This window comes from uncultured Pontibacter sp. (genome assembly GCF_947499215.1).
Taxonomy (GTDB): Bacteria; Bacteroidota; Bacteroidia; order Cytophagales; family Hymenobacteraceae; genus Pontibacter.
Map to the genome: position 1 here is coordinate 266,681 of NZ_CANMNI010000001.1, position 12,246 is coordinate 278,926.

Sequence of the window (12,246 nt, forward strand, 5' to 3'; positions counted from 1 at the left end):
CTACTTCACCTTCGCCCGCTTCACTAAATAGCTGTACAGCACCTTGTCAAACGGTTCACTGATGTCAACCGGTACAAAATCAATTTTGTACTGCCCGCATTTGAGCTCCAACTCTCGCTTGTAATTAGCGACGGCTTGGCGGTAATGGTCCTTCACCTGTGAGGGTTGCAGTTTTAGCTCCTGCCCTGTCTCCACATCCACAAACACGTATGGCCGTTCTGCGAAATCGAACTCCTCTTCCGTTCGGCGGTCCATTACATGGAAAATGAGAACTTCGTGCTTTTGGTGCTTCAGGTGCTGCAGCGCAGCAAAGATCGCATCGCTATTTTCGTGCTGTCCCAGCATGTCGCTGAAAATAACAACCAGTGAGCGTTTCGGAATCTGCTGGGCAATCTGATGAATGACGCTAGGCACATCCGTTTGAGCTCGGGTGGGTTCTTCCTCCAGTTGCTTTTGCAAGAGCAGTAACAGCGTGTGTAGGTGTGAGGCCGTGGAGCGTACCGGCGTCTGCTGCCGGATGGTGTCAGCAAAGGTGACCAAGCCGACGGCATCGCGCTGTTTGCGCAGCAGGGTGGCCAAAGCAGCGGCACAGAGCACGCTGAAGGTGAGCTTCCCCCGACCTTCCATTGGGTAGTACATGGAGGGAGACACGTCTAGCAGGAGATGGCAGCGCAGGTTGGTCTCCTCCTCAAAGCGCTTCACGAAGAGCTTGTCGGTACGGGCGTATACCTTCCAGTCGATGTGGCGGGTGCTCTCCCCGCTGTTGTAAAGCCGGTGTTCCGAGAACTCAACCGAAAAACCGTGGTAAGGAGACTGGTGCAGGCCTGTTATAAAACCCTCCACCAATTGCTTCGCCAGAAATTCCATGTTCTCAAATTTCTGGATGTCGGCAAGGGTGAGCGGCTTCTTCATTGGACAGCGAGATTATCTTTTCTTGCCCGAAGGCACTATCTCAGAAACGATAGTTGCCATTTCTGGTTGCCCGTCATCCGGCAGTTCCCGCACTTGCACAGCAGCCACACCTTCCCGTATGAGCTCAATCTGCTGAGCGGCGGCTCTGGAGAGGTCGATAATGCGATGGCGGCTATGTGCCATACGGTCGTTGATGCGCACGATCACCGATTTGCCATTGCGCGCATTGGTAACCTCCACAATTGTGTTGAAGGGCAGTGAGGCATGTGCGGCTGTTAGTAGCGTTTTGTCGTAGCGTTCGCCGTTGGCGGTGCGATGACCGTGCATCCGATCCGCATAGTAAGAAGCTTTGCCGTCGGCGGTGTAAAGCGCAGTGCTTGAGTTAAACGAGAATAGAAATATAAGTATAAGAGAAAGTAAATTCATGCTATACTATATTTGGTCCGACGACAAATATAGAATTTATTCTCAGGAGGGCAGCAAAAGCTTAAATTTTAAATTCAAAAATTTTTATATATCAGAACAATATGTTAGCTTTAGGTTCATAAAGTTGAATTTAACGTCTATAACACGGTGGAAGAGAACAACGAAAAAGCAGAAATTTATTCCCAAAGGGTAAGAGCAGGGAAGAGAACGTATTTCTTTGATGTGAAATCAACTCGCTCAAATGACTTTTATGTGACGATCACGGAGAGCAAGCGCAAGTTTAAGGATGATGAGTTCTCTTATGAGAAACACAAGATCTTCCTTTACAAAGAGGACTTCGTGAAGTTTATGGAAGCACTGCAGGGCACGATAGATCACGTTAAATCCGAACTTTTGACAGAAGAGGCACTCGCCGCGCTCGAAAATCCGACAGCGCCTGAGGAACGCCCTGTTGTAGCGGCTAGCGCCGAAGTGACTTTCGATGAAGAACTGAAGTGGGAATAATCTCCCTGTTTTTAGTTTAGCGATTGAGAGCCCGTGTTTCCAGCATGGGCTTTTTTTATCCTCCACACCCCTGCCCTATACTTGCCGAATTTTCGTATCTTTGCGCCCTGATATAAAACAACATAAAGATAAATGGGACTAAGATGCGGAATCGTGGGACTGCCAAACGTAGGCAAGTCCACTTTGTTCAACGCCATTTCTAACGCTAAGGCAGAATCTGCCAACTACCCTTTCTGTACCATCGAGCCAAACGTGGGTGTGATCACTGTGCCTGACGAGCGTCTGCAGATACTCGAAGAACTGGTAAATCCACAGCGCGTGCTGCCTACCGTAATTGAGTTCGTGGATATTGCCGGTCTGGTAAAAGGCGCCAGCAAAGGCGAAGGGCTGGGCAACAAGTTCTTGGCTAACATCCGCGAGGTGGACGCCATCATTCACGTGGTGCGCTGCTTCGAAGACCCGAACATCGTACACGTTGCCGGTAAAGTGGACCCGATCTCCGACAAAGAGATCATCGACACCGAGCTTCAGCTGAAAGACCTAGAATCCATCGAAAAGATGATGATCAAGGTACAGCGTTCGGCCAAAGCCGGTGATGCCAAAGCGAAGAAAGAACTGGCTTCACTCGAGAAGTATAAGAACCACCTCGAGCAGGGCCTTAATGCCCGCAGCTTAGACGCTACCGAGGATGACAAAGAAACAGTTAGCGAACTGAACCTGCTCACTGACAAGCCAGTGATCTATGCCGCTAACGTGGACGAAAACTCCATGAACGATGGCAACGAGTTCTCAAAAGCCTTGGCTGAACATGTGAAAAACGAGAACGCACAGGTAGTGCTCATCTCCGCCTCCATCGAAGCGCAGATCGCCGAACTAACCGATCCGGAAGAGAAAGAAATGTTCTTGGCTGAGTATGGTTTGAAAGAGTCTGGTCTGAATAAGCTGATCCGTGCCTCTTATGAATTGCTTGATCTGATCACTTACTTCACCGCCGGTGTGAAAGAAGTTCGCGCTTGGACAATCGGCAAAGGCTGGAAAGCCCCTGCCGCTGCAGGTGTCATTCACTCAGACTTCGAAAAAGGATTTATCCGCGCCGAAGTGATCAAGCTGAAAGACTACCAAGAGTATAAGACAGAAGCGAAAATCAAGGAAGCCGGTAAGATGGCCGTTGAAGGAAAAGACTATGTGGTGCAGGACGGTGATATCATGCACTTCCGATTTAATGTGTAGCAAATAACACAGTGATAGTATAAAGAGAAAAGGCGGGAGATTTCCCGCCTTTTTCGTTTGTAAACAATGGACCTAAAACTACAAAACTGTATTTAACACAAACCAACTAATCATCTGTACACTATACCTGCGGCAAATGGGAACACCGCATTTATGACACTGATAGTCACTGATTCTGCCCTAACGTAAACAAGTTTATGATAGCGCCAAATCAGATCCTATCAGGCTATTGTCATACTCAAAGGTAACTCCGCTTTGTAGAACTGGAAATACCCATTTCTGGGTATTTTACAGCAGATACAAATATCGAATGTATACTTATCTTCTGTTAAAGAGTATTTCGTCATATCCAATCAGCAAGTCAGCGCGGGTGCCCGGCGGGCGGTAGTAGATTAGAATATCATAAGTATTGCCGGTGGCAAAGTGACTGCCCTCAAAATAACTGGCATCTACGGCTTGGCTGTTGGCCCGCTTCAGGGCATAGTGGTAATTGTAGTAGCCCTGTTTTAGAAGCAGGCGCCCGGTATAGGCCTGCCGCTCCTGATCGTAGCGCATGCGGGCATCTTCGTTCAATTGCCAGTCGGTGAGACCTCCCAGTATGTACACGGTGCCCTGCTCCTCCCCTGTCAACAGCTCAAAATCAACCCATGTATAATCTGCGTTCACGATTGAGTTGCCGTACTCACGGTTGCCATACAGCATTTTGCCATCCACATCCGGGTCTTGGCTGTATGCCATTTCGGCGCGGCTTTTGTCAGACTGTAACTCCACCACAATCGGATTAGTCTCTAAATTAATTTGCTCTATACCCAAGCCCTTAAATCGAATACTACGCGTATCAAAAGGACGGTACTCGCTCAGGCCCAAAAAGTGATCCTGCGCTTCAAAGAAGACGTACTCGAGGCGACGCTGGTCGTCCCGAACAAAAGTTGGTTTGGGATATACCTTCGCATTGTCCCAGCGGTGGTTCTGCCGCATAATGGCCTTTACGTCCTGCGCCGGGTTCACCAAAGCGTAATCCTTATAAAACACATTGAACTCAACAGGTTGGCGAGCGGCTTTCCCCTCAGGTCCAGTAGGGGCGCCCAGTTTGGCCGTAACAGCCACTAGATTTTGGTACACCAGTATGCGGCGCGTCAACAGCAGATTTCCCCCCTCCTCGCTCACCTGTAGAATATAATTACCGCTAAGTTTGACGCGCGGCACCCGAAAACGATAGTGCACATAAGGCACACGCGTGTTGATAGAATTCTGCACATCCGTAATAAAGAACTCATTGAAGTCGTTGAGGTACTGTGCGTCGTTCAGGCCGGAAGGAGTCCAGTCAGCGTTGCAGTGCACCAGCTTCGCTACAAGTCGCTGCGGACCGGCATTCAACCGGTCAAACTCCAAGAGGATCGGCTGCTCCTGTCCGAGTGAGATGACGGCAGGCTCCAGTACCGCCTCGGGACCGCCCGTAGCTCGGTAACATTGCACTGAGCGGATGCTCTGGTCGTATACATAATCTTCGTATCGGACGGTTTGTTGCGTCGCTGCGCCTGAGGTAGCGTAGCCCTGCTGCTCCAATGGTACGCAGGCTGCCATACCGAGGCAAAGACTCATAGCCGCAAAGGCAGTATAGAATGGTCTGAGTTTCATAATAATTTATAAGCCAGTGACCCTTGTCTTGCGCCGGGCCTGCCAAACATATAGCCGAAGATATGAATTTTTAAACAAAGCATGTCGGACTACGTAACGGAGCATTGTATTTTTCCTGCAATATACTGCAAATCAATTGCTTATCCCGTATAAGGATGAACACAAAACCATCAGACCCTTCTCTATGAAAAAAATTCTACTGGCCGGGGCCACGGGGCACTTGGGGAAGCACATCTTCCGGGACCTGAAACTCAAAGGATTTGATGTGCGTGTGTTGGCGCGCAGTGCTAAAAAAGCAAAAGCCCTGTTTCCAGATCCTGAGGAAGCTGTATTGGCCGACGCTACTAAACCCAGTACTTTGGAAGGCTGCTGTGAAGGTGTTGAAGTGGTGATCTCAGCCTTGGGAAAGAGCGTCAGTCTGCGTCATCAGGGAAACGGCTCCTTTCATGACATTGACTATAAGGCAAATTTGAATCTGCTAGGAGAAGCGAAGCAAGCGGGCGTGAAGCAGTTTATTTACATTTCGACTTTTGGCGTAGACAAATTTCCGGGATTGGCTTATTTTAAGGCGCATGCCGACTTCGAAAAAGCGCTTAAACAAAGTGGGCTTTCTTATACCATCCTGCAACCAGTCGCGCTCTTTTCGGCCTTCGAGGAAATGATGAATCTGGCCCGCCGTGGCAGATTCGGCCAGTTAGACATAGGCGAAAAGCTGGTTAACCCAGTTTATGATGGTGATGTGGCAAAAATAGCGGTGGATCATATCGGACAACCAAGCCAGACAATCCCCATAGGCGGGCCCTGTACCTATACCAGACAGGAGCTTACCCAAATGGTGTGTGAAGCGGCTGGGTATACGGGCCGTCTTCCTGAAATACCTTTCGAATATGTGGACTCGCTGCTGCCTTTTGTCAGGTTGTTAAGCCGAGGCCTTTACGATAAACTGGCTTTTATGGTCGCTGTCAGTAAAGTGGACTGCGTAGCTCCCGCCGTCGGACAACACAGTCTGGAGACATATTTTGAACTGGAGACAACGTTAAGCAACTGACAAAACTATTACCTCTTCCGTTTTCATCTTTCCTCAAAACCTGAGAATAAACGTAGTGCCTTTGTCCAGCGCGGAATTTACGGAGATAGAACCATTATGCAGGCGCATGATCTGTCTTGAAAGGCTGAGGCCTATACCTGAGCCATGCTGTTTAGTGGTGTAGAATGGAATGAAAATCTTGGAAGTAGCCTCGGGCGTCATACCCTGTCCGTTGTCCTCCACTTCGATACACACCCGGCTGCGTTCATCCAAGTATGCCCGTACCACGACCTGTTTTGTTTCCTTCTCCTGCACCGCTTCCATTGCATTTTTGATCAGGTTGATGAGTACCTGTTCCACCATGCCGCGATCTGCCGATAACAACAGACTGTCAGCGGAGACCTCCAGCCTGAAATCGATTCGTTGTTCGGCCAGTTGTTCACGCAACAACGTCTTGATCTCCTGCAGTAGTTCCACTACATTGATCCTAGTGGGGTTTGGAACCGTGATGCGAGTGAGGTTTCGGAAGTCATTCACAAAATGGATGAGGCTATCGCTGCGGCGGCTGATAATCTGGAGGCATTGTCGTATGTCGAGCAATTCATCCCGAAGCACGGTAATTTCTTCGGTTGTGGTGTCTTCCACATAGCCGCTGATTTCATCGCCGGCGCTGGCAGAAAGCGAAGCGATGGGCGTCACGGAGTTCATGATTTCATGCGTAAGCACCTTGATCAGGTTCTGCCAAGCCTCCATTTCTTTATCCTCCAGCTCCCCCTGAATATTCTGAATGGAGGCCAGTTTAACTTTATCCCCGAGCATCACCAACTCAATTACCTGCACCGACAGATTAGCCACGCTCCCACCCTGCCGTAACGGCACCAAGGCCTTCTCACCGTGTTCCAAGTTCTGCAGCTTGCCTGACAGGTCTGGATAATCAGTTTGAAGCTCCTGTACCTGATGCAACTGGCCAACCTGCAGCAGTTTGCGTGCTGCGTTGTTGAGCAAAAGAATAGTACCGTCCGATTTGTACGTAAGGATACCTGTACCGACATGCTGTACGATGGCTTCGAAGTAATGCAGATGCGCCTCCTTTTCTGCCCGCACTTCCCTGAACTTCGACATCACCTCATTCAGTCCCGTGGCCAGTTCGCGGTGTAACTTACCGCCCGCCGCAGCGGGTATGTGTTCCGTGAAGTCGTCGTGGCGTATCGCGTTCAAGAACTGCAGAAACTGCTTGTTGGTCCGCTCATAGATACGCACCAACAGAATTATTTGTAGCACCGCTAGCAGCAGTAATCCAATGAACGTTCCACGATAGGTCGGGTTAAGTCCGATGATAGCAATCAAGAAAACAGTGAACGACAGCAGTGCGAGCCGAAGCACTAGTTGCAGCCTATAGTTATTAAAGCGCATATTTCTCCAGTCTACGGTACAGGGCACCCCGAGAGAGCCCCAGTTCTTTGGCGGCTTTTGAAATATTGCCCTCATGTAGCTGCATCGCCCTTTGCACGGCCTGTCGCTCTAAGTCCTCCAAGTTCTGTGTTTCTGGAGCAGCCACGGAATTAGCATAAGAAACCGGCTGCTTATCGCTCATAAAGAAGAAATCCTCGGGTTGCAGCTCCCGGTTATCGCTCATAATAGAGGCTCTTTCGAGCACATGTTGCAGCTCCCGCACATTGCCCGGCCACGAATAGCGACGTAACTTGTCAAGTGCCGCATCTGAGAGCCGCTTGAGTGGCTGCTTATACTTCTTGGCGTATGCCTGAAGATAGTGGTCGGCGAATAACGGAATGTCCTCTAGGCGTTCGCGTAACGGCGGCAGATTCAATTCAACTGTATTAATGCGGTATAGGAGGTCTTGGCGGAATTCATGACGGTGCACCATTTCCTGCAGGGGCATGTTGGTAGCGCAGATCAGCCGCACATCGATCGGGATGGGTTTGTTGGTTCCCACCCGAATCACTTCGCGGCGCTGCAGCACGGTTAGCAGCTTACTTTGCAGGGCAGGCGACAGATTACCGATCTCGTCCAAGAAAAGCGTGCCGCCGTTAGCGGCCTCAAAACGCCCCACCCGGTCCTCACGGGCATCTGTAAAGGCTCCTTTCTTATGACCGAACAGCTCACTCTCAAACAAAGACTCTGTGATGGCGCCCATATCCACTGTCACAAACACTTTATCGGCACGGGCAGAGCGCTGGTGTATGGTGCGGGCAATCACTTCCTTCCCGGTGCCGTTCTCGCCCAGCAGCAGAATATCGGCATCGGTCTTGGCTACTTTGTCAATAATGGAAAACAAACTGCGCATCGCACGGCTATCGCCGGTTATCACAGGCTGCTGCGTTTGCAGTTCGGCGCTAAGAGTACGATTGACCTCTTTAAGCTGGGTTACTTCTTTGTAGGAATGGCGCAGTTTGGAGGCGGCGGTCAGCGTGGCTAGCAGCTTCTCATTCTGCCAAGGTTTCAGCACAAAGTCGGTCGCGCCCTCTTTAAGAGCACGCACGGCCATCTCCACATCCCCAAAGGCCGTTATCATCACCACCACGGCTGAAGGGTCATATTTCAGAATCTCTTTGAGCCAATAAAACCCCTCCTGTCCGCTCGTAATGTCCTGACTAAAATTCATGTCCAGCAGGATGATGTCAAACTCCTCATTGGAAACCAGAAAAGGGATCTTCTTCGGATTCTTTTCCATGGTGACTTCCTTCGCATACTTGCGAAGCAGCATCTTTGCCGAAAACAGAACGTCTTCGTTGTCGTCAATCACCAGTATTTTCCCAAGGTTCTGTTCCATTGCAGTTGAGGTAAGTCAGCAGACAGGTAGAAAAATGATGCCAGTCAGATTTAAAGGTTAATTTAAGATATTTTAACCAAAATCGCTTCTATACCTGTCCATTTTTGGACAGGTGGTGTCCATGCGTGGACAGCTTTGGGTTTTGCTATACCTCTTAAAGCCTGCAAAGTGGCCTGACGAAAATGGCACAGGTATAGCTATCAGTGTAGAATAACCCTCTTACTAAGCTAGCTAGTACACCAAACGACCATGAAGAAAATCATTATCGAAACCGTCCAGCTGGAGAAAAAGTACCTGACGGACACTGTAGAAACAACAGCTTTGGCTGGTGTGGATCTGCGCATCGTGCAGGGCGAGTTTGTTGCCATCATGGGACCTTCAGGTTGCGGTAAAACTACCTTACTTAACATATTGGGCTTACTGGATCTTCCATCGGGAGGCATCTTGCGCTTTCTAGATCAGGACGTTACAAATGCTTCAGAACGGAAGCGTGCCAGACTGCGAAAGGAAAACTTGGGCTTCGTTTTTCAAAGCTTCAATCTGATAGATGAACTGACTGTGCAGGAAAACATCGAACTGCCACTTTTCTATCAGGGCCTGCCACAGGCGGAAATTAAAGCCAAGACAAAAGAGGCCTTAGAACGTATTGGCATGTCCCATCGGCATGGTCACTTCCCGCAGCAGCTCTCAGGCGGACAGCAGCAGCGGGTGGCTATTGCCCGCGCAGTAGTGGCACGCCCGCATCTGATACTGGCAGATGAACCTACCGGCAACCTCGACTCGCAGCACGGACGCGAGGTAATGCAACTGCTGGCCGAGTTGAACAGCGAAGGCGCCACTATTGTCATGGTAACACACTCCCCGACCGACTCCGAGTACGCATACCGTATCATCAACATCTTCGACGGACAGGTTGTAACGGAGCGCGCTAACACAGCCATATCGAATATCCTTTAAGCCGCAAATGTCATGCTGAAGCTGTACTTCCATACCGCCCTTCGCTCGTTGCTCCGCAACCGGACTTACAGCGCACTCAATGTGCTGGGCTTAGCAATGGGCATTACCTGCAGTGTCCTGCTTTTTCTGGTTATACAGTACGAGCTTAGCTATGACGCCTTCCACAGCAAAGCAGACCGTATCTACCGCCTGAACATTGATGCGGATTACGGCGATGGCACCATTCAAACGACTTCTATACACTTCCCAGCCACACCCTTGCTTCGCAAGAACAACCCCGGTTTTGAGAACATCACCCAAATACACGTGGAGGAAGGTGGTCAGATAACCGTTGATGGCAGGAGCGGCCATGAACCAAAGCACTTCCGTGACGAAGGCCTTGTGGCTTTTGTGGAGCCAGAGTTCTTTGAGATTTTTGATTTTGATACGGGTGGTCAGGATCTGCGCCGTTTGTTGCGTGAGCCGAATGTGATCGTGCTAACCAGCAGTTTGGCAGACAGGTATTTCCCTAGCGAAAATGCGGTGGGTAAAACCGTGACTTTTAATAATGAACTGCTTCTCACAGTGGGGGCTGTCATACCTGACTTTCCCGTCACAACTGACTTCCCTTTTGTGCAGTTAATTTCTTACGCATCCCTTAAAAACTTTCTATCCTTTGATCTGAAAACATGGCATGTCTTGCACAGTAATCACACCGCATATGCCCTACTGCCAGCTAATCCAGATATAAAAAACATCACCAAGCAAGCAAATCGTACGGTGCACCGGCACATGCCTGACCAGCGATCTACCGGCGAACAGATCGTACTACAACCCCTTCGTGATATTCATTTTAATCCAAAATATGGTAATTACTCGCAGCGGACAATATCCAAAGAAGTGATCTGGTCCATGGCGCTGATAGGGCTGCTGCTTGTTATCACCGCCTGTATCAACTTTATCAATCTAGCCACGGCTCAGGCAGCGAGAAGGGCGAAAGAAATCGGTATACGCAAAGTCATGGGTAGTAATCCTTGGCAGATCATGCTGCAGTTTTTAGGCGAGACCTTCCTGATCACGCTGCTGGCTTCACTGCTGTCTGTTATGCTCACAGAACTGGCTTTGCCATACCTGAACGATTTACTCGGTCTACAAATAACTTTCAGCATTTTGCATCAACCGGGGCTCCGTCTTTTTTTGGCGTTGCAGGTGCTATTTGTCACGCTCTTTGCCGGCCTCTACCCTGCGTTTTTATTGGCGCGTTTCCAACCTATCAAAGCTCTGCATAGTCGCATGTCAGTACAGCAGGTGGGCGGTCTCCCCTTGCGCCGTTCACTGGTGGTGTTGCAGTTCACCATTTGCCAAGTGTTGATTATCTGCACGCTCATTGCAAATGAGCAAATGCAGTATTTCAGAAATAAAGACCTAGGCTTTGATAGAGACGCTATCGTGTCTTTGTGGCTACCGAGCAGTGGGGTCGGCAATTTGAAAGCCTTGCGCCAACAAATAATCAGCAGTCCGGCCGTGAGCAATGTATCATTTGGAATAGCGCCTCCCTCCTCCGAAATCATATCCCTCACCAGTTTTCGATTCGGCACCGCTTTGGAGGACGCTCCTTTCCAAGCCAATCTTAAATACACTGATGAACATTACTTAGAGCTATTCGATATTAAGCTACTTGCGGGTCGTATGTACAGAGATGAGGAGTATGCCCGTGACTCCATTATGCCTGTGCTTATCAATGAGACCCTGCGCCGCAAACTCGAATTGCAGAGTCCCGAAGAGGCCATAGGTAAAAACATTGCCCTAAGCGGCGGTCGGCAGAAAGCCATCATCGTGGGGGTGGTAGAGGATTTTCATCAGCACTCCCTCCGGTCCGTCATCGATCCGGCTATCATGGTACCAACCCACGACAACTATTTGTTCTTGATGGCCAAAGTGGACATGCAACAAGAGCAAGAAGCGCTAGCACACTTAGAACAGGTTTGGTATCAAGCTTACCCGGAAACTGTCTTCAATTATGAGTTTCTTGATGAAGTAATAAACCGATTCTACCGCAACGAGGCCCAGCAGAGTACCTTGTTCAAAGTATTTTCCTTCATCGCTATCTTAATAGGCTGCTTGGGGCTTTATGGATTGATTGCTTTTATGGCAGCACAGCGCACCAAAGAGATCGGCATACGCAAGGTACTGGGTGCTTCGGTTTTCCAAATCGTAATGCTCTTTTCCAAAGAGTTTGTGAAGTTGGTGCTGGTCGCCTTCCTGCTGTCGACGCCCATTGCGTGGTATATTATGTCCCATTGGCTGCAGCAGTTCGCTTACCGTATCAGTATAAGCTATATGCCATTTCTGCTGGCCGGAGCCGCCACGCTGTTCATCGCATTAGTCACCATGAGTTCACAAGCCATTCGGGCCGCTATGGCAAATCCGGTTTATTCGCTCAAGACAGAGTAATTATTCGAGAAACTTACCCTCTTAAATCGAAATTTTCAGATTCAAAATGAGCTACTTAGCACAGCAGGCCCATTTTTTTGACTAAAAAGCGAGTCAAGGTTTTGCAAAATAAAAGCTACCCGCTATATTTGCATCACAATTCGACAGAATGGTCCGTTCGTCTAGGGGTTAGGACTCCAGATTTTCATTCTGGCAACAGGGGTTCGATTCCCCTACGGACTACAAAAGCCGCTTCAGATAAGACTGGAGCGGCTTTTTTGATTCCATAACTTCCCCTTTTAATTAAATCCTAGCTGCACACTTCCTCATAAGCGTATGAAAGTATACC

10 protein-coding genes and 1 tRNA gene are annotated in these 12,246 nt (G+C 49.3%); 6 read left to right on the forward strand and 5 right to left on the reverse strand.

The window, feature by feature from the left end; genetic code table 11:
* Both Q1A04_RS01175 and Q1A04_RS01180 read right to left on the reverse strand, forming a co-directional pair.
* Positions 1-912 (reverse strand): DUF58 domain-containing protein, encoded by a 912-nt coding sequence (locus Q1A04_RS01175; protein WP_299700061.1) that lies wholly within the window; start codon positions 910-912, stop codon positions 1-3.
* 12 nt (positions 913-924) lie between these two features.
* Positions 925-1,338 (reverse strand): septal ring lytic transglycosylase RlpA family protein, encoded by a 414-nt coding sequence (locus Q1A04_RS01180; protein WP_299700064.1) that lies wholly within the window; start codon positions 1,336-1,338, stop codon positions 925-927.
* A gap of 147 nt (positions 1,339-1,485) precedes the next feature.
* On the opposite strand from Q1A04_RS01180, the gene Q1A04_RS01185 reads away from it, so the two are divergent.
* Together Q1A04_RS01185 and ychF are read left to right on the forward strand one after the other, a co-directional pair.
* On the forward strand, positions 1,486-1,842 hold the full coding sequence (locus Q1A04_RS01185; RefSeq protein WP_299700067.1) for a DUF3276 family protein: 357 nt from the start codon (positions 1,486-1,488) through the stop codon (positions 1,840-1,842).
* Positions 1,843-1,974: 132 nt separating this feature from the next.
* A complete protein-coding gene (gene ychF / locus Q1A04_RS01190; RefSeq protein WP_299700069.1) occupies positions 1,975-3,072 on the forward strand; it encodes a redox-regulated ATPase YchF in 1,098 nt (365 codons plus the stop codon).
* Between the two features lie 318 nt (positions 3,073-3,390).
* Here ychF and Q1A04_RS01195 read toward each other — a convergent pair whose 3' ends face one another.
* Positions 3,391-4,710, reverse strand: coding sequence for a DUF5103 domain-containing protein (locus tag Q1A04_RS01195; protein ID WP_299700071.1), 1,320 nt, complete (start codon positions 4,708-4,710; stop codon positions 3,391-3,393).
* 184 nt (positions 4,711-4,894) lie between these two features.
* Here Q1A04_RS01195 and Q1A04_RS01200 point away from each other — a divergent pair, with 184 nt between their 5' ends.
* Complete coding sequence (locus Q1A04_RS01200) at positions 4,895-5,758, forward strand: SDR family oxidoreductase (protein WP_299700073.1); 864 nt, start codon at positions 4,895-4,897, stop codon at positions 5,756-5,758.
* Between the two features lie 33 nt (positions 5,759-5,791).
* Here the strand turns inward: Q1A04_RS01200 and Q1A04_RS01205 are convergent, their stop codons facing one another.
* Positions 5,792-7,150, reverse strand: coding sequence for an ATP-binding protein (locus Q1A04_RS01205; protein ID WP_299700075.1), 1,359 nt, complete (start codon positions 7,148-7,150; stop codon positions 5,792-5,794).
* Positions 7,140-8,528, reverse strand: a complete 1,389-nt coding sequence (locus Q1A04_RS01210) for a sigma-54 dependent transcriptional regulator (protein WP_299700077.1) — start codon at positions 8,526-8,528, stop codon at positions 7,140-7,142. Before Q1A04_RS01210 ends, Q1A04_RS01205 begins: the two co-directional genes overlap by 11 nt.
* A 249-nt stretch (positions 8,529-8,777) precedes the next feature.
* Between Q1A04_RS01210 and Q1A04_RS01215 the strand changes: the two genes are divergently transcribed.
* From Q1A04_RS01215 to Q1A04_RS01225, 3 genes are all read left to right on the forward strand, one after another.
* Positions 8,778-9,485: an ABC transporter ATP-binding protein gene (locus tag Q1A04_RS01215; RefSeq protein WP_299700079.1), complete on the forward strand. Its 708-nt coding sequence runs from the start codon at positions 8,778-8,780 to the stop codon at positions 9,483-9,485.
* 12 nt (positions 9,486-9,497) lie between these two features.
* Positions 9,498-11,918 carry an ABC transporter permease gene (locus tag Q1A04_RS01220; RefSeq protein WP_299700082.1) on the forward strand — a complete coding sequence of 807 codons (2,421 nt, stop codon included), beginning with the start codon at positions 9,498-9,500 and terminating at the stop codon, positions 11,916-11,918.
* A gap of 150 nt (positions 11,919-12,068) precedes the next feature.
* A tRNA-Glu gene (locus tag Q1A04_RS01225) sits at positions 12,069-12,140 on the forward strand.
* Positions 12,141-12,246 lie beyond the last annotated feature (106 nt).